General features: G+C 71.2%; 26 protein-coding genes and 1 pseudogene. 13 read left to right on the forward strand and 14 right to left on the reverse strand.

The features are described from left to right. Positions 1-141 precede the first annotated feature (141 nt). From YWY_RS0105130 to YWY_RS0105140, 3 genes are read right to left on the reverse strand one after another with little or no spacing between them, the layout of a single operon-like run. Positions 142-915 (reverse strand): enoyl-CoA hydratase/isomerase family protein, encoded by a 774-nt coding sequence (locus YWY_RS0105130; RefSeq protein ID WP_028846726.1) that lies wholly within the window; start codon positions 913-915, stop codon positions 142-144. A gap of 9 nt (positions 916-924) precedes the next feature. Beyond that, positions 925-1,734: an enoyl-CoA hydratase/isomerase family protein gene (locus YWY_RS0105135; RefSeq protein WP_028846727.1), complete on the reverse strand. Its 810-nt coding sequence runs from the start codon at positions 1,732-1,734 to the stop codon at positions 925-927. Next, complete coding sequence (locus YWY_RS0105140; protein ID WP_051309784.1) at positions 1,731-2,513, reverse strand: enoyl-CoA hydratase/isomerase family protein; 783 nt, start codon at positions 2,511-2,513, stop codon at positions 1,731-1,733. The genes YWY_RS0105135 and YWY_RS0105140 overlap by 4 nt, the downstream gene beginning before the upstream one ends. A gap of 151 nt (positions 2,514-2,664) precedes the next feature. Here YWY_RS0105140 and YWY_RS0105145 point away from each other — a divergent pair, with 151 nt between their 5' ends. The 6 genes from YWY_RS0105145 to YWY_RS0105170 all read left to right on the forward strand — a co-directional run bounded on the left by YWY_RS0105145 (position 2,665) and on the right by YWY_RS0105170 (position 7,305). After that, positions 2,665-3,498: an SDR family NAD(P)-dependent oxidoreductase gene (locus YWY_RS0105145; RefSeq protein WP_245566561.1), complete on the forward strand. Its 834-nt coding sequence runs from the start codon at positions 2,665-2,667 to the stop codon at positions 3,496-3,498. 18 nt (positions 3,499-3,516) lie between these two features. After that, entirely contained in the window at positions 3,517-4,176 is a 660-nt protein-coding gene (locus tag YWY_RS20405; RefSeq protein ID WP_038044523.1) for a TetR/AcrR family transcriptional regulator, read from the forward strand. 186 nt (positions 4,177-4,362) lie between these two features. Continuing rightward, positions 4,363-5,001, forward strand: coding sequence for a class I SAM-dependent methyltransferase (locus YWY_RS0105155; protein ID WP_028846730.1), 639 nt, complete (start codon positions 4,363-4,365; stop codon positions 4,999-5,001). A 31-nt stretch (positions 5,002-5,032) separates the two neighbouring features. Beyond that, positions 5,033-5,671 carry an SAM-dependent methyltransferase gene (locus YWY_RS0105160; RefSeq protein ID WP_028846731.1) on the forward strand — a complete coding sequence of 213 codons (639 nt, stop codon included), beginning with the start codon at positions 5,033-5,035 and terminating at the stop codon, positions 5,669-5,671. A 150-nt stretch (positions 5,672-5,821) separates the two neighbouring features. Further along, the gene (locus YWY_RS0105165) at positions 5,822-6,418 is read left to right on the forward strand and encodes a carboxymuconolactone decarboxylase family protein (RefSeq protein ID WP_028846732.1); all 597 of its coding nucleotides are present in this window, start codon (positions 5,822-5,824) and stop codon (positions 6,416-6,418) included. Then, positions 6,415-7,305, forward strand: a complete 891-nt coding sequence (locus YWY_RS0105170) for an RNA polymerase sigma-70 factor (protein WP_028846733.1) — start codon at positions 6,415-6,417, stop codon at positions 7,303-7,305. The genes YWY_RS0105165 and YWY_RS0105170 overlap by 4 nt, the downstream gene beginning before the upstream one ends. Positions 7,306-7,482: 177 nt before the next feature. Here the strand turns inward: YWY_RS0105170 and YWY_RS25005 are convergent. Then, positions 7,483-8,064, reverse strand: a pseudogene (locus tag YWY_RS25005) (Type 1 glutamine amidotransferase-like domain-containing protein); the annotation flags it as partial. 34 nt (positions 8,065-8,098) lie between these two features. On the opposite strand from YWY_RS25005, the gene YWY_RS0105175 reads away from it, so the two are divergent. The 4 genes from YWY_RS0105175 (at position 8,099) to YWY_RS0105190 (ending at position 10,500) form a co-directional block, all read left to right on the forward strand. Beyond that, positions 8,099-8,611, forward strand: coding sequence for a SigE family RNA polymerase sigma factor (locus YWY_RS0105175; RefSeq protein WP_028846734.1), 513 nt, complete (start codon positions 8,099-8,101; stop codon positions 8,609-8,611). Further along, the gene (locus YWY_RS20410) at positions 8,608-9,102 is read left to right on the forward strand and encodes a hypothetical protein (protein WP_038044525.1); all 495 of its coding nucleotides are present in this window, start codon (positions 8,608-8,610) and stop codon (positions 9,100-9,102) included. The genes YWY_RS0105175 and YWY_RS20410 overlap by 4 nt, the downstream gene beginning before the upstream one ends. Before the next feature lie 229 nt (positions 9,103-9,331). Beyond that, positions 9,332-9,787 carry a hypothetical protein gene (locus tag YWY_RS0105185; protein ID WP_028846735.1) on the forward strand — a complete coding sequence of 152 codons (456 nt, stop codon included), beginning with the start codon at positions 9,332-9,334 and terminating at the stop codon, positions 9,785-9,787. 254 nt (positions 9,788-10,041) lie between these two features. Continuing rightward, positions 10,042-10,500 (forward strand): class F sortase, encoded by a 459-nt coding sequence (locus YWY_RS0105190; RefSeq protein WP_425426111.1) that lies wholly within the window; start codon positions 10,042-10,044, stop codon positions 10,498-10,500. Positions 10,501-10,503: 3 nt separating this feature from the next. Here YWY_RS0105190 and YWY_RS0105195 read toward each other — a convergent pair whose 3' ends face one another. From YWY_RS0105195 to YWY_RS0105210, 4 genes are read right to left on the reverse strand one after another with little or no spacing between them, the layout of a single operon-like run. Further along, positions 10,504-11,586, reverse strand: a complete 1,083-nt coding sequence (locus YWY_RS0105195) for an acyl-CoA dehydrogenase family protein (RefSeq protein WP_028846737.1) — start codon at positions 11,584-11,586, stop codon at positions 10,504-10,506. Further along, positions 11,583-12,773 (reverse strand): acyl-CoA dehydrogenase family protein, encoded by a 1,191-nt coding sequence (locus YWY_RS0105200; RefSeq protein WP_028846738.1) that lies wholly within the window; start codon positions 12,771-12,773, stop codon positions 11,583-11,585. Before YWY_RS0105200 ends, YWY_RS0105195 begins: the two co-directional genes overlap by 4 nt. Next, positions 12,770-13,537 (reverse strand): SDR family NAD(P)-dependent oxidoreductase, encoded by a 768-nt coding sequence (locus YWY_RS0105205; RefSeq protein ID WP_038044527.1) that lies wholly within the window; start codon positions 13,535-13,537, stop codon positions 12,770-12,772. The genes YWY_RS0105200 and YWY_RS0105205 overlap by 4 nt, the downstream gene beginning before the upstream one ends. Further along, positions 13,537-14,295 (reverse strand): SDR family oxidoreductase, encoded by a 759-nt coding sequence (locus YWY_RS0105210; RefSeq protein ID WP_028846740.1) that lies wholly within the window; start codon positions 14,293-14,295, stop codon positions 13,537-13,539. Before YWY_RS0105210 ends, YWY_RS0105205 begins: the two co-directional genes overlap by 1 nt. 148 nt (positions 14,296-14,443) lie before the next feature. Between YWY_RS0105210 and YWY_RS0105215 the strand changes: the two genes are divergently transcribed. Together YWY_RS0105215 and YWY_RS0105220 are read left to right on the forward strand one after the other, a co-directional pair. Continuing rightward, a complete protein-coding gene (locus YWY_RS0105215; protein WP_028846741.1) occupies positions 14,444-15,043 on the forward strand; it encodes a TetR/AcrR family transcriptional regulator in 600 nt (199 codons plus the stop codon). 112 nt (positions 15,044-15,155) lie between these two features. Then, on the forward strand, positions 15,156-17,501 hold the full coding sequence (locus YWY_RS0105220) for a Tex family protein (protein WP_028846742.1): 2,346 nt from the start codon (positions 15,156-15,158) through the stop codon (positions 17,499-17,501). A gap of 136 nt (positions 17,502-17,637) precedes the next feature. On the opposite strand, the gene YWY_RS0105225 is transcribed toward YWY_RS0105220, so the two are convergent. The 3 genes from YWY_RS0105225 to YWY_RS0105235 form a co-directional block, all read right to left on the reverse strand. Continuing rightward, complete coding sequence (locus YWY_RS0105225; protein WP_038044529.1) at positions 17,638-18,180, reverse strand: DUF4334 domain-containing protein; 543 nt, start codon at positions 18,178-18,180, stop codon at positions 17,638-17,640. A gap of 124 nt (positions 18,181-18,304) precedes the next feature. Beyond that, positions 18,305-19,756, reverse strand: coding sequence for an amino acid permease (locus YWY_RS0105230; protein ID WP_028846744.1), 1,452 nt, complete (start codon positions 19,754-19,756; stop codon positions 18,305-18,307). A 23-nt stretch (positions 19,757-19,779) separates the two neighbouring features. Beyond that, positions 19,780-20,706: a proline dehydrogenase family protein gene (locus tag YWY_RS0105235; RefSeq protein ID WP_028846745.1), complete on the reverse strand. Its 927-nt coding sequence runs from the start codon at positions 20,704-20,706 to the stop codon at positions 19,780-19,782. Positions 20,707-20,816: 110 nt separating this feature from the next. Here YWY_RS0105235 and YWY_RS0105240 point away from each other — a divergent pair, with 110 nt between their 5' ends. After that, positions 20,817-22,400, forward strand: coding sequence for a PucR family transcriptional regulator (locus tag YWY_RS0105240; RefSeq protein WP_028846746.1), 1,584 nt, complete (start codon positions 20,817-20,819; stop codon positions 22,398-22,400). Between the two features lie 435 nt (positions 22,401-22,835). Here the strand turns inward: YWY_RS0105240 and YWY_RS0105245 are convergent, their stop codons facing one another. The 3 genes from YWY_RS0105245 to YWY_RS0105255 all read right to left on the reverse strand — a co-directional run bounded on the left by YWY_RS0105245 (position 22,836) and on the right by YWY_RS0105255 (position 26,306). After that, on the reverse strand, positions 22,836-23,813 hold the full coding sequence (locus YWY_RS0105245; protein ID WP_028846747.1) for a phosphotransferase: 978 nt from the start codon (positions 23,811-23,813) through the stop codon (positions 22,836-22,838). 379 nt (positions 23,814-24,192) lie between these two features. After that, on the reverse strand, positions 24,193-25,356 hold the full coding sequence (locus YWY_RS0105250; protein ID WP_211227477.1) for a Gfo/Idh/MocA family protein: 1,164 nt from the start codon (positions 25,354-25,356) through the stop codon (positions 24,193-24,195). Positions 25,357-25,853: 497 nt separating this feature from the next. After that, positions 25,854-26,306: a YiiD C-terminal domain-containing protein gene (locus YWY_RS0105255; RefSeq protein ID WP_028846749.1), complete on the reverse strand. Its 453-nt coding sequence runs from the start codon at positions 26,304-26,306 to the stop codon at positions 25,854-25,856. Positions 26,307-26,457: the final 151 nt, after the last annotated feature.

Below are 26,457 nucleotides of genomic sequence, written 5' to 3' on the forward strand. Positions count from 1 at the left end.
GATTCATAGGGAAACAGGTCATCCTGTCCAGCTGTTCAGTGGCACAGGTCACGAGCGGGGTCACCTGCCGCGAAGTCGGAGCGGACTGCCGGACTCCGCCGTCGTCGAACGTCGTCTAATTTGGACTAGAAATATTGGCGGTCAGCGGCCGCGAAACCTGGGCCGCCTGCGCTCACGGAACGCAGCCACGCCTTCGGCGAAGTCCTCCGTGTCGAACAGGCGCGCCTGCACCGCGATCTCGTCGTCCAGCACGCGCCACGGATCACGCGGCCAGGCAGCGAACATCGCCTTGATCTCGGCCAGCGCCAGCGGAGGTCCCTCCGCGATCGCCGCGGCGTCCGCGAGCGCGGCCGACAGCGCCTCCCCCGGTTCGGCGATGGCGTCCACCAGTCCCAGCTCGTGACTTTGCCGAGCGGACAACCGGCGCGGCAGCAGCATCAGCTGACGCGCCGCCGCCACCCCGACTCGCGCCGGCAACGTAGCGAATATGCCCATGTCACCGGCCAGGCCGACGCCGGTGAACGCGACGCTGAAGACGCTGTCGGCGGCCGCCACCACCCGGTCGCAAGCGGCGGCCAAGGCGGTACCCGCACCGAACGCGTACCCCTCGACCGCCGCGATCACCGGCTTGGTCCCGCCCCAGATCGCCTTCACGACACGCTGCGCAGCCTCGGCCCGCGGCACGGTCTGCTCCCGCGGCTGGCGGCGCATGGTCGAGATGTCGCCACCGGAGCAGAAGGTGCCGCCTGCCCCCGTCAGCACGATGACGCGCACACCGGGATCCGCCATCGCTGTTTCCAACGCTTCGGCCAGGGCGGCGCGTAGCTCGAGGTCGATCGCGTTGCGCTTGCCCGGGCGGTTCAGCGTGATCACCCGGACCTGCTCATGGTCCTCGGTCAGCACACAGTCGGTCACGACCTTCGCCTACTTTCCGGTGAAACGGGGCGGCCTGCGCTCGATGACGGCGGCCAAGCCCTCCCGGGCATCGGCGGTGCCGGACAGCTCCGCCACGGTCCGCGCTTCCTCTGGCAGCTGGTCCTCCAGCGAGGCACCGACACCACGCCACACCAGCCGCTTGGTGGCCGCGACGGCCTTAGGCGGCAACGCGCTGAGCGCGCGGGCCAGCGCCAACGCCTCGTCCCGCACCGCATCGGCCGGAACGACCTTGGTGATCAGTCCCGCCTCCAGCGCCTCCTGCGCGGTCAACGTCGGATTCGTCAGCAGGATCTCCATCGCCTTCCGGAGCCCGACGAGACGACTCAGTGTCACGGTCGCGCCGGCGTCCGGTGCCATCCCGACCCGCACCGCGCCGGAGAAGAACCTCGCCGAATCGGCCGCGATGACGAAGTCGGCGGCGCACACCAGGCCGAAGCCGCCACCGCCTGCGGCAAAGCCGTGCACGGCGGCGATCACCGGCGGCTCGAGCTGTACCAGCGCCGACACCGCAGCGTTCAGCCGCGCGGTGGCCTCCCGCAGATGGTCCGGTAGGCCTTCGCCACGACTGGCGAAATCGCGGACGTCACCCCCTGCGCAGAAGTTCTTCCCCTCACCGGAGAGGATCACGGCCCGCACCCGCGGCTGCCGGTGAATGCGCATGATCGCCGCGTGCAGCGCTTCCAGCAGCTCCATGTTCATGCCGTTGGCCGCATCCGGGCGGTTCAACCGCAACCAGGCGATGCCGTCCGGCTCGAACGACAGCAGCACCGGGCCCGAGCGTGCCGCGTCCTCGGTCATGTGTCCGCTCCCCTGCCTTCGGTGAACGACGCGATCCCGCCCGCCGCCGCTTCGCCTTCCACGTGCTCGATCACGGCCGCCAGCTCCACGGTCAGGGCGTCGGCGAGCGCCATGGTCAGGCCCTGCCGCACCAGCCGTTTGACCTTGCCCAGCACCGCGCGGTCCTTCTCGGCCACGCGGGAGACGAAGGCGGCGACGCCCTCCTCGAACTCCGCAGGCGCGAAACTCCGGTAAGCCAGCCCCCACTCGGCGGCTTGCGCGCCGGTCAATCGCTCACCGGACAGCAGATGCCCGAGGGCTCGCTGCCTGCCGACCAGCCTGGGCAGCCGCTGCGAACCGCCACCGCCTGGGATCTGGGCGAAGTTGGTGTGATTGTCCGCAAGCACCGCGTCGGAGCGCACCAGTGCGACGTCACTGGCCTGCATCAGCTCGAAGCCGCCCGCCATCGCATAGCCCTCGACGACGGCGATCACCGGGACGGGCAGCTCCGCGATGGCGTCGCACGCACGCCGGAAGTTCTCGAACAAGGGACGCACCGCGTCGGCGCCGGCTGCCCGCAGGCGAGCGAGCTCCTTGAAGTCCCCGCCCACCGAGAAGTTCCCGCCGGCTCCACGAACGACGACGACCGACGCGGTCCTGGCAAGCGCGCGCAAGGCTTGTTCGAGTTTCCGGCCCAGTTCGACCGTGATGGCGTTCATCGCATGCGGCCGGTTCAGCAGGACGTGGCCGACCGCGCCCTCTTGCCGGGTCGCGACCACACCGTCGGCGTTCTCGGTCACCGGACCTCCCGGCAGGCACGCTCGCCCGGCTCGGTCATCGTCATCGCCTCCCTGCGCACCCAACTGTCCGGCCCCTCCCACCCGCACGGCCACGCAGCAGTGGTCCGCCGAGCAGGCACGTTTTCGAATTGAAGATAAATTAGGTAGCATCGTGGCGTCAATCGCGACGTTCAGCGCGGAGGGCAGGATGGATCTCGGCTTGCGGGCAGCCCGGGTACTCGTCACCGGCGGGGCCTCCAACATCGGCCGCGGCATCGTGCACGGCTTCGCCGGCGAGGGCGCCCGCATCGCCATCTGCGACATCGACGGCGAGCAGGCGAACCGGGTACGGGCGGAAGCACTCGAGCGCGGAGCCGACGCCGCCGAGGTCGTCCGGGCCGACCTGACCCACGAAGGAGCAGGCAGACGCGTCGTCGACCGGGTGATCGAGCTGTGGGGCGGGCTCGACGCCCTGGTGAACAACGCGGGCTGGAGCGTGCCCGGGTTCATCGCCGAGGACACCGATCGGGCCCGCTGGCAGCGACTGGTCGAGGTGAACCTGTTCGCGACCATCGAGTGCACCCAGGCGGCGATCGCGGTGATGCGCGAAGCAGGCAGGGGCTCGATCGTGTTCATATCCAGCGACGCGGCATTCGGTGAGATCCGCCAGGGCGTCTACGGCGCCACCAAGGCGGCTGTCGTCGCGCTGGCCAGGACCGTGGCCAAGGAGCACGGCAGGCACGGCATCCGGTCCAACGTCGTCTGCCCGGGACTGGTGATCCCGGAGAGCGACGACGCGATCGGCGCGACCAGCCTGTGGGCAGGGGGCCGGGACGCGGTGTTCACCGAGGAGCAGATCGAGTCGGTACGCAAACAGATCCCCCTGCGCCGCCTCACGACCGCACGGGACGTAGCTGCGGCCGTCGTCTGGCTCTCTTCCGAGCCGGCCGCCAGGCAGATGACCGGGCAGGTGTTCTCGGTCAGCGGCGGCTACTGCATGCCCTGAGCCACCAGGAGCAGCAGGATGACGGGCAGACCCGACAGCGTGAATCCGAACGCCGCGACGCGCGATCGCATTCTCGAGGCCGCGGCCGCACTGTTGAGCAAAAAGGGATACTCGGCCACCCGGCTGACCGACATCGCCGACCTGGCATCGGTACGCGCTCCTGCGCTGTATTACTACTTCGAGTCTCGGCAGGACCTGATCGCCGAAGTCATGGCGACCGGTCAACGACGACTCCGTGCACACGTCGAAGCCGCGCTCGATGCGCTCGACGACGACGCATCCCCGCTGGATCGCATCGGGGCCGCGGTGGCGGCCCACCTGGAAGTGGAACTGTCGTTGTCCGACTTCGCTACGGCGGTGAGCCGCAACCTCGGCCAGCTCCCCGACGAGGTCCGTGACCGGCTGCGGGCCGAAGGCACGAAATACATCGAGCTGTGGCGGCGGTTGCTGGAGCAGGCCCGCCGCGCCGGTGCGATCCGGCCCGATCTGGACCTCCGGGCGGCACGCATGCTGGTCATCGGTGCCTTGAACTGGACGACGGAGTGGTGGGACCCCCGGCAGGGTTCGCTCGCCGCCGTCATCGACACTGCCAAGAACCTCGTCCGGCACGGCCTCTCCGCCCCGGCCGAGCGGCGAAACCACATCGCCTCCTCGAGCGACGTCCCCATGAGGCCGTGATGCGCGGCGTCGGCGACGCGACCGGCCGGCGCCAGTGGCGGCACGACGGCACAGCCGACGGGACGGTACGCCGGGACAGCCGCCGATCGGCCGACCCACCGTATGCACCCCACGGGCGGGCTGATCGGAGGTACCGGATGGGAATTCGGTTGACCGGTAGTGATGCCGATGCCGCACACTGGCGGAGTGGACGCTTCGATTCCTCAGTCCGATTTCGACTCCGCCTACGCCGAGGGTTCTCCCCCCTGGGTGATCGGCGAACCTCAGCCGGCCGTGGTCCAGCTCGAGGAGTCCGGGCAGATCAGTGGCCGGGTCCTCGATGCGGGCTGCGGAACGGGTGAACACACCATCTACCTGACCGAGCGCGGCTACGACGTCGTCGGCATCGACTTCTCCCCGAAGGCCGTCGAGCGAGCCACCGCGAAGGCGACGGCGGCGGGCGTCGCGGCGAAGTTCGAGGTGGCCGACGCGCTCGAGCTGACCGGCCCGCCGCGCTTCGACACGATCATCGACAGCGCACTGTTCCACGTCTTCGGAGCGGCGGACCGCACGCGGTACGCCCAGCGGCTGGCCGAGGTGTGCCACCCCGGCGGTCGCGTGCACGTCCTGGTGCTCTCGGACGCCGAGCCGGGGCTCGGACCGCAGATCAGTGACGCATACATCCGCGAGGCGTTCGCCGAAGCCAACGGATGGCAGCTGCAGGACCTGCGAACGAGCCGGTACCGGGTGATCGTCCCGCCGTACGTCGACCCACGGCTGGGCTTGACCCCCGACCAGCCCGCCGACATGCCGGCTTGGCTGGCCACCGCACGACGCTCGGACTGACAGCATCGCCGGAATACCGGACAATCCCCGGATGGAGAATTCCGTCCCCCGGTCGCATTTCGACCGCGCCTACGACGAGGGCGCTGCGCCGTGGGTGATCGACGAGCCGCAGCCGGCGATCGTCCGGCTGGCGGAGTCCGGGCAGATCACCGGCCGGGTCCTGGACGCCGGCTGCGGCACCGGTGAACACACCATCTACCTGGCCGCGCGTGGCCACGACGTGCTCGGCATCGACTTCTCCCCGAAGGCCGTCGCGCTCGCCACGGCAAAGGCGGCGGCATTGGGTGTTCCGGCGAGGTTCGAGGTGGCCGACGCGTTGCAGCTGTCCGGCCCGCCCCGCTTCGACACCGTCGTCGACTGCGGCTTGTTCCACGGCTTCGGCGCGCAGGACCGCATCACCTACGCCGAGCGGCTGTCCGCCGTGTGCCACCCCGGCGGCCGGGTGCACATCCTGGCGTTGTCGGACATCGCACCGGGGTTCGGACCGCGCATCAGCGACGCCGTCGTCCACGAAGCCTTCACCGAGGCGACCGGATGGCGGCTGCTCGAGGTGCGCACCAGCAGCGTGCGGGCCATCGTGCCACCGGATGCCGGCCCGGAGCTGGGTTTGACCCCGAACCAGCCCGCGGACATGCTGGCGTGGCTGGCCACCGCGCAGCGCCTGGGCTGACGGCCGCCCATGCCGCCCGGTAACGACCAGGACGCGACTACGCCTGGTCAGCCTTGGCACCGGCCGCCCATCCCGCGCGGGTACGACTGTCACATTTCCGCGAAGACCGGTGTCTTTCTGTCGAAGGCACTCGACGACAGGAGGAATCCGATGTCCGCAACCGCCAGGCTGCCGCAAGCCGACTTGTCCGGGCCGTTCGGCCGGCTGGCCGAGGCGTCCGCCCGCCGCATGCTCGGCGACGACGAGCCGACGGCGCTGGGCGTGATGTGGCACAGCCCGGCCATGCTCAGGCACACGAGCATGTTCGGCCGGAAGGCCAAGAAGAAGTGGCGCCACGCGCCGCCGGACCTGAAGGCCCTGGCGCACATGGCCGCGGCCGCGACGATCGGGTGCTCGATGTGCCTCGACTTCGGGTACTACCAGGCGCAGCACGAGGTGGACATCGACAAGGCCCGTCAGGTGCCCCGCTGGCGTTCCTCGACGGTGTTCACGCCGCTGGAACGCCGGGTGCTGGCCTATGCCGAGGCGATGTGCCAGACGCCGCCGACGGTCACCGACGAGATGGTGGCGGAGCTGCTGGAAGAGCTCGGCGCCCCGGCCGTTCTCGAGCTGACCGCGTGGATCGGGTTCGCGAACATGACCGCACGCACCGGCGTCACCCTGGGCCTGGAGTCGCACGGGCTCTCGGCGCGCTGCGGGCTTCCGCCGCTGGCCGAGCCGGACCGCCGTGAGGTCGGATCCGCATGACCGGTGATCCGTTCCAGAGGCACCGGAGCCTGCTGTTCACGGTCGCCTACGAAATGCTCGGCTCGGCCGCCGACGCCGAGGACGTCGTGCAGGAGGCGTGGCTGCGCTGGAACTCCATCGATCAGGCCACGGTGCGCGATGCTCGCTCCTACCTGGTGCGCACCGTGACGCGGCAAGCGTTGAACCGGCTGCGCACGCTGGCCCGCCGTCGTGAGGAGTACGTCGGCAGCTGGTTGCCGGAGCCGGTGCTGACCAGCCCGGACGTCGCCGAGGACGTCGAGCTCGCGGAAAGCGTGTCGATGGCGATGCTGACCGTGCTGGAAACGCTGACGCCAACCGAAAGAGTGGTGTTCGTGTTGCGCGAGATCTTCGGCGAGCCGTTCGAGGACATCGCCCGCGCGCTGGACAAGACGCCCGCGGCGGTCCGGCAGATCGCGCACCGCGCTCGCTCCCACGTGGCGGCACGGCGCCCGCGACACCCGGTGAGCCGCAGCGAGCAGCAGGAGGTGGTGGCTCGCTTCCGGGCCGCGGTGGAGACGGGTGACGTGCGCGCCCTGCTGGACGTCCTCGCCCCGGACGTGGTGATGCTCTCCGACGGCGGCGGCGTCGCGAAGGCCTTCGTGCGGCCGATTCTCGGCTCCGACGCGGTGGCGCGGGTGCTGGCGGCCTTCCCGCGGAAGATGCCCGACGGCCGCATTCAGGAGCTCGTTCTCAACGGCGAGCCGGCCTTGCGGCTGTTCGTGGGCGACCAGCCCGACGGCACGCTCAGCTTCCGCATCGAGAACGGCAGGATCACCCACATCTACGGGGTGCGGAATCCGCACAAGCTGGCCAAGGTCGACCAGCCCGTGCCGCTCAGCCGCGACACGGCGATTCAGCCCAGGTAGCGCACGTCCAGCGGGGTCTCCACCGCCCGGCCGCCGTGCCGGGTCACCCGGAATGCCCGGCCTCCCGGCCGTTCGCCGACCGCCTCGGCCAGTTCGCCGCGCGCCAGACCAGCGCGACCCCGTCGTCGGCGGCGTGTCCGGCCGGGAGCTGCCTTCGGCCGCCATCCGGCGACAGGACCGCTGTCGGTCCTCCTCGCCGACGTAGTGCGGGCAGGCCGATCCCGGCAGCATGCCGAGGCCGTCCCGCAACGGGGCGAGTGGAACGAACGAGTCGGTGGAACTGCCTTCGAACCAGCAGTTCATGCCTGCGCTGACCCCGGCGAGGACGACGCCGTTCTCGGCGGCCTGCGCCAGGATGTCCGGCAGCCCGTGCACGCGCCACACCGCCAGCAGGTTCGCCGTGGAGCCGCCGCCGACGTCAATGACGTCCCGCTCCAGCACCATCGACGGATCGGTGTCGCCCCATGGGCGACGGCAGAACAGCGAGAGCACCGAGGTGCGGGCCCGGCCTTCGAACGCCCGCTCGAACCACGCGACGTACTCGACGTCATCGCCGGAAGCCGTAGACATGAAACAGACCCTCGGCCGGTGGGTGGCCGACACAGACGAATCAGCTCGTCGATCGGCGTGATCCGGCCGGCTGCGGAGACTCCGCCACCGCCGAGCGTCACGAACGTGCCAGTCACACCGGTCAGCCTCGATCGACCCAATGTGATGTGCGTCATACCCTTGCTCGGTCGGCAACACCGCGTGGCGCACCGCTCGTCCTGCCGGGTACGAGGGGAGAAACGGTGTGACCGATCGAGAGGCCGAGTTCGTCGAGTTCGTTCGTTCCCGCGGCCCCGTCCTGCGCCGGACGGCGTTCTTGCTGTGCGGTGACTGGCATCGGGCGGAAGACTTGGTGCAGACCGCACTGCTGAAGTTGTTCCGCGCCTGGTCCCGCATCCGGGCGACCGAGGCCGTCGATGCCTACGCGCGCACGACCCTGGTGCGCACCGTGATGGACGATTCCCGGCTGCTGCGGTACCGCAGGGAACGCGTCAGCGACTCGCTTCCCGAGACGGTCGTACCCGCCGAGGACACCGACGCCACCCTCGATGCCCGGCGCGTTCTGGCCATGCTCCCGCCGCGTCAGCGGGCGGTCATCGTGCTGCGCTACTGGGAAGACCTGCCGATCGACGAAGTGGCGCGCATTCTCGGCTGCTCGGACGGCACCGTGAAGAGCCAGGCGGCCAAGGGGCTTGCCACCCTGCGCAAGCTGCTCACCAGCAGGCCGCAGCTGCTGGCGCTGGAGGCGCTCCGATGACCCGCAACGACATCCTGTGGCGGGAGCCCGACCCCGTGGAGCCCGCCGAGATCCGCCGGCTGCTGGACGACGCGCTCGGCCCGGAACCGGCGATGCGCATGGACCCCGATGCGCTGCTGCAGCGAGCACTGCGCAGGGAGCGCCGGATACGCATCGCCAGCATGAGCGGCGCGGTCGCCGCGGTGGCCACGGTGACCCTGGGATTGGCACTGGTGACCAGCTCCCCGGCGCTGGAGGACGGCCCCGCGACACCGAGCAGGCTCGTGCCGGGAGCGAGCGTCGAGCAGGAACCGTCGAGTTCGTCGCCGCCCAGCACGTCGACGCCGTCCCCGTCCGGCGGTCACTCGAAGCATCAGGTGCGGACAACGCCCCACGTGTCGCGGACATACGCGGTGTCTCCACCGCCTTCGCGGGACGAGCGGCCGCGCTCGGTGCAGAGGGTGCCCGACATCGACGAGCAGCCGATCGAACAACCACCGATGGCGCCGTGACGCACGTCGGTCTCGCTTGCCGTCCATGCACTCCCCTGCTTCGGCTGACGCGCATCCGGATGTCACCCCCGCATCCCGACGACCGCGACGCGTCGTGGCGTTGCCTGCTGTGAAGAGCCCGACGAATCCCGTCTCCGGCGAACGCCGCGCGAACCGGTCCCGGTCTTGAACGGGCGAAGTCGTCCCCTACCAGGCCGGTCCGTGTCGCCGGCCGTCTGGAGGAAACACCATGCGTTCTCTGCGCACACTCGCCGCCGGCGTCGGAACGGGTGCGGCCGTCCTGCTGAGCGCCACCCCGGCACTGGCCGCCGACAGCCCCCAGCCCGCTCCGCCCAAGGAGGACACCGCGGCCGCTGTGACCCGGCCGACCCCCGGTGAACCGCCCGCGGAACAGCCGGAAGCCGACGCTCCCCGCCGGTCTCGGCCGGACACCCAGCCGCCGCGCGAGCGAACCGAGGAGCGGCTGCACCCCGAGGTCTCGCGGCCCGCGGAAGGCCCGGCCGCGAAGGCCGAGGAGCGGCAGATCAAGGCCGTGCCGGAAGGCGGCGTGGAAACCGGCGGCGGTCCGGTGGAGCAGGACGACTCGGCGTTGATCGCCGGTGGAGCGCTCGCGGCAGCGGCAGCCGTCGGCAGCGGCGTCGTGCTGGTCCGCCGCCGCCTGGCCTCGGGCCGACCGTCGCGATGACCGAGGCCGGCCGTCGCGGTGCCCGCGGGCGCGGCCCGGACAGCACGCGCCGCCGGGGCCGGCTGGGCGTCTTGCCGGGCCGGCGTCGCCGTCACGGGTTGGTGGCTGCGGCGCTGGCCCTCTGTCTCGCAGCGGGCTGCTCGTCGGCGGCCTCCAGCGGTGCCGAACGTTCCCAGGCGCCCCCTTCGTCGCCGGCGCAAGCGAGCGAGCACTCCGGCCGGGGCGAGCAGGCACGGGAGAACAGCCCCCGGGGGATGCCGCCCGCACCGCCGGTCTCGGTGTCGATCCCGCGCATCGGGGCCCGTTCGTCGCTGGTGCCCGTCGGGCTGAACAAGGACCGCACCCTGGCTGTCCCGCCGGTTTCCCAGCCCATGCAGGCGGCTTGGTACCGGTACAGCCCTACTCCCGGCGAGGTGGGCCCGTCGGTCCTGCTCGGGCACGTGGACGGCGGCGGCAAGCCGGGCATCTTCCACCGGCTGCACACCCTCGAGCCCGGCGACGAAGTGATCGTCGAACGCGCCGACGGCAGCGTCGCCAGGTTCGTCGTGCGGCGTGTGGCGCAGGTGCCCAAGAAGGCGTTCCCGACCGACGAGGTCTACGGCGACACCGACCGCCCGGAGATCCGCCTGATCACCTGCGGCGGCTCGTTCGACCGCGCCGCCGGCAGCTACCGCGACAACGTCATCGTCTACGGCACGCTCAAGGCGCGCTGAGCGCTATGCGGGCAGGTCGACCAGGTCCGCCAGCGCCGCCCGGTGCCGATCCGACGTGCCGAGCCCGACCTGGTCGGCCTTGGCCCGCTTCAGATACAGGTGCACCGGGTGCTCCCAGGTCATGCCGATGCCGCCGTGCAGCTGCAGCGCTTCCTCCGCCGCACGGACGGCGACATCGCCGCAGTAGGCCTGCGCAACCGCGGTGGCGATCGGCAGGTCGGGGTCGTCCTCGGCCAGGGCGGCCGCGGCGTAACGGGCGGCGGCCGCCGCGGATTCCGTCTCGCTGTACAGATCGGCCAGGCGATGCTTGAGCGCCTGGAACCCGGCCAGTACCCGGCCGAACTGGCGGCGCTGCTGCAGGTAGTCGACGGTGGTCTGCAGGCACCAGCTCGCAATGCCGTACTGCTCCGAAGCCAGCAGCGCCGCGCCGGCCCGCAACGCACCACGGACGGCCTCCTCGGCATCGGTGACCACGGGCGCGGCCGCCACACCGTCAAGACGGATGTCCGCCAGCTGGCGGGTCATGTCGAGCGACGTCACGGGCGTCGGCTCGACGCCGGACACCGCATGAACCGTCCAACCGTCGTCGGAGGCCACCGGCACCAGCAGGACATCGGCCTCGACAGCGCCCGCTACGTTGGCCACCTCGCCGTACAGGCGGTTTCCTTCGGCGCGGACGGACGGGACGACACGATCGGGAGCAGCGGAGAACGGAACGGCCAACGCCGCCGTTCGTTCACCGGCGGCCAGCTGGCCGAGCAACTCGCTCTTCGTGCCGAGCAACACCGTGGTGGCGACTACGCTGCTGGTCAGGAACGGCACCGGGGCCACCGACCTGCCCAGCTCCTCGAGCACGACGGCCGCTTCCCTGGCGGACGCCCCCGCCCCGCCGTCGGCCTCGGGCACCAGCAGTCCGGTCACCCCGAGCTCGGCGGACAGCGCGCGCCACAGCGGCTCGACCACCGAGCGGTCCCCGTCGTACATCGCGGCGACGGCCGCGGACGGGCACCGGTCCTTCAGCAGCGAGCGCACGGACGCCCGCAGGTCCTCCTCCACGTCGGTGTAGAGCAGGTTCAGTTCGCTCATCGGGGCAGGTCCTTCCACGGGACGTCCTTGTCGGTGCGCGGTTCGGCGGGCAGGCCGAGCACCCGCTCGGCGACGATGTTGCGGAGGATCTCCGACGTGCCGCCCTCGATGGAGTTGCCTTTGCTGCGCAGGTAGCGGTAGCCGACGTCGCGGCCGGTGAAGTTCACCCGGTGCGGCCGCACGAACGACCAGTCGTCGTACCGGATGCCGTCGTCCTCCCGCAGCTCCACCTCCAGTCCGGACAGGGCCTGGTTCAACCGCGCGAACGTCAGCTTCATGGTGGCGCCTTCCGGGCCGGGCAGGCCGGCGGCCAGCTTCTGCCGCAGCCGCATCCTGGTCAGCCGCGCCACCTCGGACTCCACCCACAACCGCAGCAGCCGGTCGTGCAACGCGGACCTGCGCCGCTCCGGGTGGTCCCGCCAGGCCTTGGCCACCACACCGATCATTCCGCCTTCCCGGGGCGTCGGGCCGTCCCCGATCGCCACGCGCTCGGCGTTCAGCGTCGTGGTGGCCACCCGCCACCCCTCGCCGACCGCGCCGAGCCGCTGGCTGTCCGGGATGCGCACGTCGGTCAGGAAGACCTCGTTGAACTCCGCCTCGCCGGTGATCTGCCGCAGCGGCCGCACCTGAACGCCCGGCGCGTGCATGTCGCAGATGAAGTAGGTCAGCCCGCGATGCTTGGGCACGTCCGGATCGGTGCGGGCCACCAGGATCCCGAAATCCGCGCGGTGGGCCGCCGACGTCCACACCTTCTGCCCGTTGACCACCCACCCGTCGCCGTCGGGCACCGCCCTGGTCGCCAACCCCGCCAGGTCGGACCCCGCACCCGGCTCGGAGAACAGCTGGCACCAGATTTCCTCCCCGGTCCACAGCGGACGCAGGTAGCGGCGCTTCTGCTCTTCGGTGCCGTACGCCAGGATGGTCGGCGCGGCCATGCCCAGCCCGATGGCGTTGCCCGCCGGGTCGTTGTCCGGGGCGCCCGCGGCGGCCAGCTCCGCGTCCACCACCGCTTGCAGGTCACGCGGATAGCCCAGCCCGCCGTGCCCGGGCGGGAAATGCACCCATGCCAGGCCGGCGTCGTACCGCGCACGAAGGAACTCCAGCCGGTCGGTGGTCGCGGGGTCGTGTTCGGCCAGCAGCGCCGCGACTCTCGCACGGACGTCGGCCAGCGGGTCGGATTCGCTCATCGTTCCAGCGCCTCCATGCGTTGCTGCACCTTGTTCATGTCGGCGAGCCAGCGGTCGGTGTCCTGCGCCCGCGCCGCGTAGTAGGCGGCCACTTCCGGGTGCGGGAGGATCAGGAACCGGTCGTCGTGCAGCGCCTCCCACACCGCGTCCGCGACGCGCTCCGGCGGCAGGATGCCGTCGTGCTCCAGCACCGCCTTCATCGGCCCGGCCTGCTCGACCATCCGGGTTCGCACACCCTGCGGGCAGACCGCCTGCACGACGATGCCCCGGTGCCGGTAGGTCGCCGACAGCCACTCGGCGAACGCGACCACGGCGTGCTTGCTCGCCGAGTAGGTGGGGCTGCCCAGCATGGTCAGCAGCCCGGCGGCCGATGCCGTCACCACGAAGCGGCCGTGGCCACGCTCCAGCCACTCGGGCATCAGCAGCCGGGCAGCTCGTACGTGGGCAAGCAGGTTCACCTCGAGCGACGCCGCCCAGTCGGCCTCGCTCGCCTGGAGCCCGCGGCCACGCTCGACACCGGCGTTGCCGAACCACACATCGACCCCGCCCCACAGGTCACCGGCCGCCACCAGCTCGGCGACTCCGTCTTCGGACGCCGCGTCGCAGCCCACTGCCTCGGCACCGATCTCCCTGGCGACCTGCTCCGCGGCCCCGGCGTCGATGTCGTTGACCAGTACCCGGCACCCCTCGGCGGCCAGCCGGGTGGCCAACGCCCGGCCGATGCCGTGGCCCGCGCCGGTGACGACCATCCGCTGCCCGGACATCACATGCCGTTGCCGGTCAGCGTGACACCACCGTCGACGACCAGCACCTGCCCGGTCATCCACACCGCGTCCTCGGACAGCAGGAACGCCACGACGCTGCCGACGTCGTCCGGAACCCCCAGCCGCTTGAGCGGGTAGGCGGCCGCCACCTCGTCCTCCTTGCCCTCGTAGAGCTTGGTGGCGAACCGCGTCTTGACCACCCCGGGGGCTACCGCGTTGACCCGGACGCGCGGCCCCAGCTCGACCGCCAGCTCCTGGGTGAGGTAGCTGAGCATCGCCTTGGTGGCGCCGTAGAAGCCGATCCCCGGGGCCGGGCGCTGCCCGGCGATCGAGGACACGTTGACGATCGCCCCGCCGTGCTCGCCCATCCACGCCCGATGTACCTGCTGCACCCAGGACAGCGCGGCCAGGCAGTTCACCTCGACGATCTTGCGCGCCGCGCCGAGGTCGAGGTCGAGCAGCGGCCCGTAGACCGGGTTGATCCCGGTGTTGTTGACCAGGAAGTCGGCGCCGCCGAAGGTCTCGATGGCCCGCTCGACGGTTTCCCGCTGGTGGTCGGGGTCGTCGGCGTGCCCGGGTACTCCGATGGCGTGCTCGCTGCCGCCGAGCCGGTCCACCGCCTCGGCGAGCGGCTCCGGCTTGCGCGCGGTGACGACGACCTTGGCCCCGTCGGCGACCAGGCGTTCGGCCACGGCGAAGCCGATGCCCCTGCTGGCCCCGGTCACGATCGCGGTCCGTCCGGCGAATGGCTTGCCCATGTCGCTCCTCGCTGAGCTCGGCAACGGACTAAGCGGTCGCTTAGTGCTACGCTTCACCCTGACACGGGGCCGCCGAAGGCGTCAACCGTGCCGCCGCCACCATCCACCGGCCGGTCGACGTGGAGACCCGACGCACGATGAACGGCAGATGAGCAGCACGGAGAACACGCGGGCCGGCGCCTCCCGCGCGCGGTTGGTGGAGGCCGCCGTCACGGCCTTCGCCGAACGGGGTTTCCACGGCACCAGCACCCGTGACATCGCGGCGGCCGCGGGCATGAGCCCGGCCGCCGTCTACGTGCATCACCGCAGCAAGGAAGACCTGCTCTACCTGATCTCCCGGGTCGGCCACGACGACACCGTCGCCGTGATCCGCCAGGCGGCGGACTCCACGGACGACCCGGCGGCGCGGCTCGCGGCGGTGATGCGGGCGTTCGCGCTGCACCACGCCCGCGAGCACACCCGCGCGCGCATCGTCAACTACGAGCTGAACGCGCTGAGCCGGGAGCACCTGGCCGAGATCTCGGCCATCCGGCGGCAGATCCGGCTCGACGTGCAGGCGATGATCCAGGACGGCGTGGACGCCGGCGTGTTCGACACCCCGGATCCGGCGAAGGCGGCGATGGCGGTGTTGTCGCTGGGCATCGATATCGCCCGGTGGTACCGCGACGACGGCTCGTGGACCCCGGAGGAGATCGCCGACTTCTACGCCGACCTGGCGCTGCGCGTCGTCGGGGCCGGACGACGCTGACCGCCTCCGCCCGCGTCCGGGCCGCCCGTCGGGCAAACGCCGGGCCGGTGCACGCCGTCAAGTCGATCTCGGTGAGAATGCCGCCGGTACCAGGCAAGCAGAAGGGGCAAGCGTGACACCGACCGTCCAGACCGCCATCCATCAACGCATCGCCGACGAACTCGAGGTGACCCCGCGCCAGGTCGCCGCAGCGGTGGAACTACTGGACGGCGGGGCGACCGTGCCGTTCATCGCCCGCTACCGCAAGGAGGTCACCGGCGGGCTGACCGACACCCAGCTGCGGCAGCTCGACGAGCGGCTGCGTTACCTGCGCGAGCTGGAGGAGCGGCGGGCCACGATCCTGGAGTCCATCCGCCAGCAGGGCAAGCTCACCGACGAGCTGAAGGCGCGCATCATGGCGGCCGACTCGAAGGCCCGCCTGGAGGACATCTACCTGCCCTACAAGCCGAAGCGGCGCACCAAGGGCCAGATCGCCAAGGAAGCCGGGCTGGAGCCGCTGGCCGACGCACTGCTGTCCGACCCCACCCAGGACCCGGAGGCGACCGCGGAGCAGTACGTCGACGCGGACAAGGGCGTGGCCGACGTCAAGGCCGCGCTGGACGGCGCGCGGGCCATCCTCGTCGAACGCTTCGCCGAGGACGCCGACCTGGTCGGCGAGCTGCGTGAGCGGATGTGGACGCACGGCTACCTGGTGTCGAAGGTGCGCCCGGGCAAGGAGGCCGAGGGCGCCAAGTACGCCGACTACTTCGACTTCTCCGAGCCGTTCACCAAGCTGGTGTCGCACCGGATCCTGGCGCTGTTCCGCGCCGAGAAGGAGGAGATCCTCGAGCTCACCATGGCGCCGGACGAGCCGGTCACCCCGGACGGCGAGCTCGCGGACACCGGCGCCGAGTACGAGCGGCTCGTCGCCGCCCGGTTCGGCATCGCCGACCAGGGCCGCCCGGCGGACTCGTGGCTGCTGACCACCGCGCGCTGGGCGTGGCGGACCAAGATCCACCTGCACTTGAGCATCGACCTGCGCATGCGGTTGCGGCAGCTCGCCGAGGAGGAGGCGGTGCGGGTGTTCGCGGCCAACCTGCGCGACCTGCTGCTGGCCGCGCCCGCGGGCACCCGCCCGACCATCGGCCTGGACCCCGGCTACCGCACCGGTGTCAAGGTGGCCGTGGTGGACGGCACCGGCAAGCTGCTGGAGACCGCCACCATCTACCCGCACCAGCCGCAGCAGCAGTGGGAGGCGGCCCTGGCCACGCTGCGCGAGCTGGCCGTCAAGCACGGCATCGAGCTGATCGCCATCGGCAACGGCACCGCGTCCCGGGAGACCGACAAGCTGGTCGGCGAGCTGATCCGCCGTCACCCGGAGCTGAAGCTGACCAAAGCGATGGTGTCCGAGGCCGGGGCGTCGGTCTACTCCGCCTCCGAGTACGCCGCCAGGGAGCTGCCCGACATCGACGTGTCGCTGCGGGGCGCCGTCTCCATCGCCCGCAGGCTGCAGGACCCGCTCGCCGAGCTGGTCAAGATCGAGCCGAAATCCATCGGCGTCGGCCAGTACCAGCACGACGTCTCCCAGGTCGCGCTGGCGCGCTCACTGGACGCCGTGGTCGAGGACTGCGTGAACGCGGTCGGCGTGGACCTCAACACCGCGTCGGTGCCGCTGCTGGCCAGGGTGTCGGGCATCGGCCCCACGCTCGCCGAAAGCATCGTGGCGCACCGGGACGCCAACGGGCCGTTCAGTTCCCGCAAGGCGCTGCAGGACGTGCCGCGGCTCGGCCCGAAGGCGTTCGAGCAGTGCGCCGGGTTCCTGCGGATCCCCGACGGCGACGACCCGCTGGACGCCTCGGCGGTGCACCCCGAGGCCTACCCGGTGGTGCGGCGCATCGCCGAAACCGCCCGGATGCCGATCAAGGAGCTGATCGGCAACACCACGGTGCTGCGCAAGCTCGACCCGCAGCAGTTCGTCGACGACCGGTTCGGCCTGCCCACCGTCACCGACATCCTGGCCGAGCTGGACAAGCCGGGCCGGGACCCGCGCCCGGCGTTCACCACGGCGCGGTTCGCCGACGGCGTCGAGCAGCTGACCGACCTCAAGCCGGGCATGGTGCTCGAAGGCGTGGTCACCAACGTGGCCGCGTTCGGCGCATTCGTCGACGTCGGCGTGCACCAGGACGGCCTGGTGCACATCTCGGCGATGTCGGACTCTTTCGTCAAGGACCCGCGAGACGTCGTGCGGTCCGGCGACGTGGTCCGGGTGAAGGTGCTGGACGTCGATCCCGAGCGGCAACGCATCTCGCTGACCATGCGGCTCGAGGACGAGCCGGGGAAACCCGCCCAGCGTTCCCGCAATGAGCGGCGCACCGGCGGCCAGCGCAAACCGGGCAATCAGGGTCGGCGCGGCCGACAGCGGGAAGCCAGGCCACAGGGCGCCATGGCCGAGGCGCTGCGCAAGGCAGGCCTGGTCTAGCCCCGGCGAAGCGGCGCCTGCCGCCATGCCCGCTGGGCTCGAACGACGATCCGACGGATCACCACGACCGATCACAGCCCAGCGAGGCGGCAGGCGACCGACCGCCGACAGGATGCGCCGCGTCGCCCGGGAACGCTCAGCGTTCCCGGCGCAGCACGAAGAAGTACAGCTGCTCGGCCCCGCGCTGATCCATCGCGCCCAGCAGGGTGTCCTCGTCCACCCGCCGGAAGACGTCGATGATCGGCAGGTGGTCGTAGATCATCGCCGCGCTGACCTTGCCGCGGAACTCCACGTCCCGCAGCCGGGCCCGCGGCTTGCGGGTGCGCAGCACCGGCCGCAGCACCGGCAACGCCCGGCGGACCCGTTCCATCACCGGCAGCGGGATCCGGTCGGCCACCGCGACCGGCAGCTTCCGCGGCTCGACCGCGAACACCTCGCCGTCGGCCGAGAACAGCAGCGGGTGCACGTCCTCGGTGCTGTCGAACTGCTTGCCGTACCAGCCGGAGGCGGTCAGCAGGCCGTCCATCGGATGCCCGGTGCGCAGTTCCGAACCGGTCCAGCGCCCGGTCAGGTCGACCGAACGCACCGTCGGCAAGGCGTCGAACAGCGCCAAGGCGTCGTCCGGGGTACAACCGGCCTGCAGTTCCGTCAACCGTGCTGCCGCATCGAGGTCTGCCATGCGGTCATTATTCGCCGCCGGCTGCGACCTCCGGTGCACGATTGCGGCCAATCTGCTCCCCTTGGGCCCGGCAGGTGACGAAGACCCCGGCGCCCGGGCGCCGGGGTCTTTGGTGCGCGTGCTCCTACTTGCCGCCGGAAACCCCGTCCGGCCGCAGCTCGTTCAGCTTGGACCGCTTACGGCTGTAGGTCAGGTAGACCACCAGGCCGACGAGGAACCACACGGCGAACCGCAGCCACGTCTCCGGCTGCAGGAAGGTGATCAGCCAGATCGAGAAGACCACGCCGATGATCGGCACCACCGGCATGCCGGGGCAGCGGAAGTTGCGCGGCAGGTCCGGCCGCCGGTAGCGGAGCACCACCACCGCGGTGCAGACCACCACGAACGCCAGCAGGATGCCGATGTTGGTCAGCTCGGCGGCTTCGGCGATGGGCAGGAAGCCTGCGATGACCGCGGACACCACGCCGAGCAGCCACGTGGTGCGGGTGGGCACCTTGCGGGTCGGGTGGGTCTTCGACAGCCACTGGGGCAGCAGGCCGTCCCGGCTCATCGCGAAGCCGACCCTGGCGGCACCCATGAGGAAGGTGAACAGCACCGTCAGGATGCCCAGGATGGCGCCGACCGCGATGATCAGGCCGAGCCAGTCGAGGCCGATGGTGGCGAACGCGCTGGAGAACGCCGCCTCGGTGTCGATCTCGGTGTAGTTGACCATGCCGGTCAGCACCAGGCAGGCCAGCACGTACAGCACCATCGAGATGATCAGCGAGTAGATGATCGCCTTCGGCATGTGCCGCTGCGAGTCCTTGGACTCCTCCGCCGCGGTGGACATCGCGTCGTACCCGAAGACCGCGAAGAACACGGTCGCCGCGCCGGTGAGCGCGCCCGCCAGGCCGAACGGGGCGAACGGATCCCAGTTGCCCGCGTCGATGTGGAACGCGCCGACGACGATCACCAGCAGCACCACGCCGACCTTGAGGTAGACCAGTGAGGTCTCGAATCGCGCGGCGCTCCTCATGCCCCGGTTCAGCACGAACGCGATCAGCAGGCAGAGCAGCACCGCGAACAGGTTGACCACGTACGAGCCCTCGGGCACCCCCTCCGGCTCGGTGCCCGGAGCGCCGGACATCCACAGCGGAAGCTCGATGCCCAGAAAACCGAGCAGGTCGTTGAAATAGCCGGAAATGCCGATCGCCACCACGGACACGATGGCGGTGTATTCCAGCAGCAGGTCCCAGCCGATGAACCAGCCGGCGAATTCACCGAGCACCGCATAGCCGTAGGTGTAGGCGGAACCCGCGCGCGGGATCAGGCCGGCGAACTCGGCGTAGGAGAACGCCGCCGCGGCGCTGGCCACGCCCGCGATGAGGAACGAGAACAGCACCGCCGGTCCGGCGGTCTGGTTGGCCACCGCTCCGGCCAGCGAGAAGATCCCGGCGCCGATGATGCCACCGACACCGATCGCGGTGAGCTGCCACAACCCGAGGGTGCGGCGCAGCCCTCCGCCCTCGACCTCCTCGATGTGCTCGAGCGGTTTGCGGCGGAGGATGTCCGACCGCAATTGCGAGATCATCGACATGGGACGTCCTCTCGGTCAGTCGATCAGGTGGTACTGACGAAGGAGCGCAGGAAGAATGCCAGATTGGCCGGACGCTCGGCCAGCCGCCGCATGAAATACGGGTACCACTCACGTCCGAAAGGCACGTAGGAACGCACCTGCCGCCCTGCGCGAGCGAGCCGCTGTTGTTCTTGCTCCCGGACGCCGAACAGCATCTGGAACTCGAACTCGCCCCGGCCGCGGCCGGATTGCCGGGCCAGGTGTTCGGCGATGGTGATCAGCCGAGGGTCGTGGGTGGCGACCATCGGATAGCCCGCGCCGTTCATCAACGTGCGCAAGCACCGCACGTAGGAGGCGTCGACCTCGCGTCGGGTGCGGTAAGCCACGGACGCCGGCTCGTCGTAGGCGCCTTTGCACAGCCGGACCCGCGAACCCGGCCCGGACAGCTCCGCGCAGTCGGCCTCGGTCCTGCGCAGGTAGGCCTGCAGCACGGCGCCGACCCACGGGAAGTCCACCCGCAGGTCGCGGACGATCTGCAACGTTGAGTCGGTGGTGGTGTGGTCCTCCATGTCCACGGTGACCGTGGTGCCCGCCGCAGCCGCGGCGGAACAGATGCCCCTGGCGTTGTCCAGCGCGATCTTGTCGCCGTCCCGCGGCAGCGCCTGGCCGAGCGCGGACAGCTTCACCGAGACCTCCACACGGTCGGTGAGGCCTTCGTCGGCGAGCCGGGCCAGCAGCTGTTGGTAGGCCTGCGCGGTCCGTTCGGCCTGCTGCCGGTCGCGCGTGTCCTCGCCCAGCAGGTCCAGCGTGACCAGCCGCTCGCCGGCGATGCGGTGGACCGTGGCGACCGCCGTCGGAGCGTCCACACCGGCGACGAACCGGTCGACCACGGGACGGACCAGCGACGATCGTTCGGCGACGCCGCGCAGCACCCGGGACCGGGAAGCCGCGATGAGCCCAGCTCGCAACAATGGTCTCTCCTCACCGACGAGCAATGCCTGACCGAACGGTAGGGAATTCCGCCGGATGACGGATTGTCCGCGCGGACAGTCTTGGACGAGCCGAGTTGTAGGGTCGAACAATGTCCGTCGAGTTGAGCCGCCTTCTCCTCGCCGTCGGCGCATCGCTGATGGACCTGAAGGCCGGGGATCCGCACACCCCGATCCGGGGACTGGCCATCCTCGATCCGGACGACGAACCGGGCAGCTACCGGGACGAGCTGGTGCTGGTCATCGGGGCACGCGGCCGGGAAGCGGCCCGTGCGGTGCGAACCGCCGGCCAGCACGGCGCGGCCGCGGCCGCGGTCAAGACCAGCCCGGCAGGCGAGCCGGACGTGCGGGAGGCCGCAGAGGACGCCGGGATCGCGCTGCTCACCGTGCGGCCGCAAGTCCGGTGGGACCAGCTGGCCGCCGTCGTGCGCGAGGTGCTGGACAGCTTCGCGGTGCACGACGACGGCGAGCCGGGACCGGAGCCGACCGAGGACCTGTTCGCCCTCGCCCAGTCGGTCGCGGCGCTGACCGGTGGCGCGGTGAGCATCGAGGACACCACGCCGCGAGTGCTCGCCTACTCCCGCTCCGGCGACGAGGTGGACGACTTGCGGCGGTTGTCGATCCTGGGCTGGCAGGGACCCGAGCCGTACCTCGAGCTGCTCCGGCAGTGGGGCGTCTACCACCGGCTGCGCACGTCCGACGAGGTGCTGCGGATCCAGGCACATCCCGACCTGGGCATCCGCGCGCGGCTGGCCGTCGGCATCCGGGCGGGCAATCAGCACCTGGGCTCGATCTGGGTGCAGCAGGGTGATCAGCCGTTCTCCGAGCACGCCGAGTCCGCGCTGATCGGCGCCGCGCGGCTGGCCGCTGTCCACCTGCTGCGCCGCCGTGGCGCGCCGTGGCGTTCGCGCGGCGAGCTGGTGGCCGGCCTGCTCGACGGGACCGCCAGCGCGGACCTGGTGGCCGGCCAGCTCGGCCTGGACTCCTCGGTGTCCGCCGTGGTCGCCGCGTTCGCCGCCCGGGACACCCAGCACGACCGTCCGACGCTGGAACTGCACCGTGTCGAGCTGGCCACCACGGTGTCGGTGCACATGACGTCGTTCCGGCACGGGGCGCTGGTCGGCACCGTCGGCACACGCGTCTACGCCGTGCTGCCCGAGGTGCGTACCGATCGCACCGAACCGGGCTTGCTCACGCTGGCCCGCGACGTGGTGGCGGTGCTGCGCCGCAGGTCGGGGCTGACCGTGCAGGTCGGGGTCGGTGCCCCGGTGCCCTCGCTGGCCGAGGTCCCGGCATCGCGCGCGGACGCCGACCGGGTGCTCGACGCGCTGGCGCGCACCCCCGAGACCGACGTGGCCACGATCACCGACCGCCGCGCGGACGTCCTTCTCGGCGAGACGCTGAAACTGCTCGAGGAGCACCCGGACCTGCGCGATCCCGCGGTCACCGCGCTGGTGGAGCACGATGCGGCCCAGGGAACCGAGCTGGCCCGTTCGCTGCTGGCCTATCTCGACGCGATGGGTGACGTCCGGTCCGCGGCGGCGGGCCTGCACATCCACCCCAACACCTTGCGCCACCGGGTCCGCAGGGCAGCGGAAATCAGCGGCTTGTCGTTGGCCGATCCGCGTGAGCGGCTTTGCTGCCACCTGCAGCTGCTGCTGGCCACCCGGAGCTGACGCACCGATCCCGACGCGACCCGTCCGGGCCCGGATGAGCCGGATCGGCAGGCACGTCGTGCCGTCCGCTAGGCTGTTCGCGATACCCGCCTGTCGGAAACGGACCGTGTCGTCGCCGCTACCGAGCGGGCGCGAGGGGATTTCCTCGGCCGAGTGAACCGATCCCACGACAGTGCCCGTGTGAGTAGCACGATCGCATGGTTACCAGCCTGCGATCCCGCCACACACTGGGCGCGCCCCGTACGGTAGGGCCCGACGCACCACCCGGCGGGCGGCTCCACGCACCGCTGCCGGCCGGTGGCCGTCCCCTTCCGGCCACCGTCGGGTGCGCTCGTGTCTGGTCCGAGGCCAGTCACCGCCCTCGCATGGTCTCGGACAGACGCCCCCAAGCCGCCCCCGGGAACCCACCCCCCGGGGGCGGCCTTCCCCTTCGAGTCACGAGAAGTATGCGGGCTTCGCCACCGACAGCAAGGTCTCCAGCGGAGCCGATGCGAATTTGTGGTCTTCGCCGGCCAGCTGCAAGGCCCGGTGCCAGGTCAGCGTGCGCGCCACCTTGGCCAGGCGGCACGCGAGATCGAGTTCCTCCCGCAACGCCCCGGGCGGGGCCAGGTCGGCGAACTCGCCGAGGTAGGCGTCGCGCAGCCGCAGCGCGGCAGCCCCGCCTCCTTCGGCGTCGACGTAGTTCAGCGGCACGAACATGCTGAAGAACGGGTGGGCGACCACCGCGTCACCCCAGTCGTAGAAGCGGGCGGGCTCGCCCTCCTCGCCCAGGATGTTGCCCGGATGCAAGTCGTGGTGGTCGATGCTGATCCCCACCCGCGACGCGGCGAGCCGTTCGCACCAACGCTCGACCTCGCCGCGCATCGAGCGCACCCGGTCGTAGGCGGCTCGCTGGTCCTCGCCTGCCTTGCTGCGCGCGAACTCCGCGACCGACTCCACCGCCTCGGTGAACCGCTGCGGCATCACCTCCGGCCGGGCGTCCGGCACGCCACGGTCCAGCAGCTCGGGCACGGACGGCTGGACCTGCCGCTGCAGCCGGGCGTAGTCGGCCACCGCGCTCGTCATCCGCTGCACGAGCGCGGCCTGATCCGTGCCGGCCTGCTGGAACAGCGTCGGGCCACCGTCGGGAAGCACGATCCACGCCCGGGGCTCGTCGATCGCGATCGGTGCCAGCACGCTGTCCGGCGCCGCCCGGTGCAGCACCGGGTAGAGGCGGATCTCGAACGCGGTGCCGGGCCCGGCCGCCTTCAGCCACACCACTCCCCGATCGGTCGGCGCGCGCAGCGCCGTGGCCCATGCCTTCACGTGCGGCTGCGTGACGTCGCCGGTGCGGCGCATCCCCGCCGCGGCCAATTGCTCGTCCAGCCAGGCGGTCGCCGCCTGCACCCACGACGGGGACGTCCACTCGATCATGCAGCGGTTTCTACCGCATCGGCGTGTGCGAGGTCCGGGATTTTCCGGCCGACGGCCCGGCGACGAGCACCGCGCGCGGGGATCTTCGCTGCTCGACGGCTCACTGGTTGCTGAAGGCCGAGCCGAACGCGCCGTCCTCCCGGCGCCCCGCTGCCACACCGTGCGACCGGGATTTCAAGTCAGCGCCGGAATGCCTGCCCGCGTGTGACAGCCCGGGCGCCCACGGAGTCCAGCAGCCGGGTCGTGGTGTGCCGCTCGCAGGCCGGCCAGTGGCCGCGGCGACCTCCCGGCCGTCGCAACCCCGCCGCTCCGCCAGCCGCGCGACTCGGCGAACCACGGGTTCGCCACTGCCGGGTGACCACCATGATCGGCTGCTTCGTCAGGCGACCTGCGTCGATTGCTCGACCGGAGTCCACACACTGTCCCGCGCTGCGCTTGCCTGGACCGCGCCGATCACCCGCTGCACCGCGAGCCCGTCGGCGAACGACGGTTCCGGGTCGGTGCCTTCGGCGATGGCGTTGAGCATGTCCGCCGCCTGGTGGGCGAACCCGTGCTCGTAGCCGAGCAGGTGCCCCGGCGGCCACCAGCCGGCCAGGTAGGGGTGCTCCGGTTCGGTGACCAGGATGCGGGTGAAGCCGGCTTCGCCGCCCGCGGTGCCGTCGTAGAACCGCAGCACGTTCAGCTCCTCCAGGTCGAACGCCAGGCTGCCCCGCGAGCCGTTGATCTCGATGCGCAGCGCGTTCTTCCGGCCGTTGGCCATCCGGGTGGCCTCGAACGTGCCCATCGCACCGCCGGAGAACCGGGCGAGAAACGCCACCGCGTCGTCCACGGTGACCTTGCCGGTGCGGTGGCCGTCCGGCTCCGGCAGCGGACGCTCCGGCACGAACGTCCTGGCCGTCGCGCTGACGCCGACGATCCGCTCGCCGGTGACGTACTGGGTGAGGTCGATGATGTGCGAGCCGATGTCGCCGAGCGCCCCGGAACCCGCCCGCTCGACCTGCAGCCGCCAGGTCAACGGAGCATGCGGATCGGTCAGCCAGTCCTGCAGGTACTGCGCCCGGACGTGCCTGATCTCGCCGATCCTGCCGTCCGCGACCAGCTTGCGGGCCAGCGCGATCGCCGGGACCCGCCGGTAGGTGAAGCCGACCATGCTGCGCACGCCGTTCGCGCGCGCCCGCTCCGCGGCTGCGGCCATCGCCTCCGCCTCGGCCAGGGTGTTGGCCAGCGGCTTCTCGCACAACACGTGCTTGCCCGCGGCCAGTGCGGCGATGGCGATTTCGGCGTGCGTGTCGCCCGGCGTGCAGATGTCCACCAGGTGCACGTCGTCGCGCTCGATCAGCGCGCGCCAGTCCGTCTCGGTGTCCTTCCAGCCGAACCGGCGCGCGACGTCGGCGACGGCCTCGGCGTCCCGGCCGGCCAGGGCCACCAGTTCGGGTTCCAGTGCCGGCCGCAGGAAGCTGCGCGCGCTGCGCCACCCCTGCGAGTGCGCCCGGCCCATGAAGGCGTAGCCGATGACTCCGATGCCGATCGTCGCTTCACCCACGGTGTTTCGTCCCTGCCTGTCGTGTCGGTCGTTTCCTGGCGGCGCTCGGCGGTGTCCCGTCACGCCCAGCGGCTCCGGCCCGGGCGCCCGGATGCCGGTTCGCCCGTGTCGGCACGCCCGGGTTCCGGGTGACGGTGTGCGCGGTCAGCGCCCTGTTTCCGCACGCCTGCCCGGTGCTGGTGCTGCCCACCCCGATGCCATCCTGTGCCCGGCGAGAGCACGCTCCCCGCTCCTGCCGTCGGCCCGCCTCCGCCGTCAGGACTTGAAGCCGAGCGGCACGTGCTGTCCGCGATTCTCCTCGGCCACCACCGGTGCGGTGAGCGCCATGGCACCGCGGAACCTTCATCTGGGCCCGGTCGGGCATGTCCCTGGTACCTGGCGGGCAGGCCGGATGCCGTCGGCGTCCTGGCCGTTGGGCAGAGCACGGTGTCTTCCTCTGACCCGCCTTGCTCCACCGCGTCGCGTGGGCCGGGGCGGCGCCGCCGACACCGGCCACCTCAACCGAGTCGGCGCAGCTGGTACAGCCCGTGCGTCCTGGCCACCACCGTGCCCTCGGTGTCGGTCAGCTCGGCGTCCAGCTCGAAGTCGGCCTTGCCGTTGGCCTCCGCTTCCTCGGCCACCGCCGCGATCGTTTCCTCGGCGAGTGCGGCCTGCGACCGCACCGCCGTCTTGGCCGGCCGGAGGAAACTGATCCGCAGGTCCTTCACCAGCGGGAAGAAGCGGGTGGTGTCGAACGAGGCGACCGCGATCGCCCCGCCGAGCAGTTCGGCCACGGTGAACAGCACCCCGGCGTACATCACGCCGAAGTGGTTGCCGTTGCCCTCCATGGGCACTTCCGCGGCGGCGAACCCCGGTCGCACCTCGACCACCCGCGCGCCCATGGCGTGCGCCACCGGGATGGTGTGCTCCACGGCCTTGTTGACCAGGGTGACGTAGTCCGGCTCGGTCATCCGTTCAGCAACCCTCTCGCTACCTGGGTGATCTGCACTTCGTTGGAGCCCGCGTGGATCATCGGCGACGCCGGCCAGGGACCGGAAGGTGCTGCCGTTCGTGCTGCCCGGCGAACCGGAAGCGCCGGAATGTCCGATGGCTGCCTCCTTG

The sequence above is a fragment of the Thermocrispum agreste DSM 44070 genome, from assembly GCF_000427905.1.
Lineage (GTDB): Bacteria > Actinomycetota > Actinomycetes > Mycobacteriales > Pseudonocardiaceae > Thermocrispum > Thermocrispum agreste.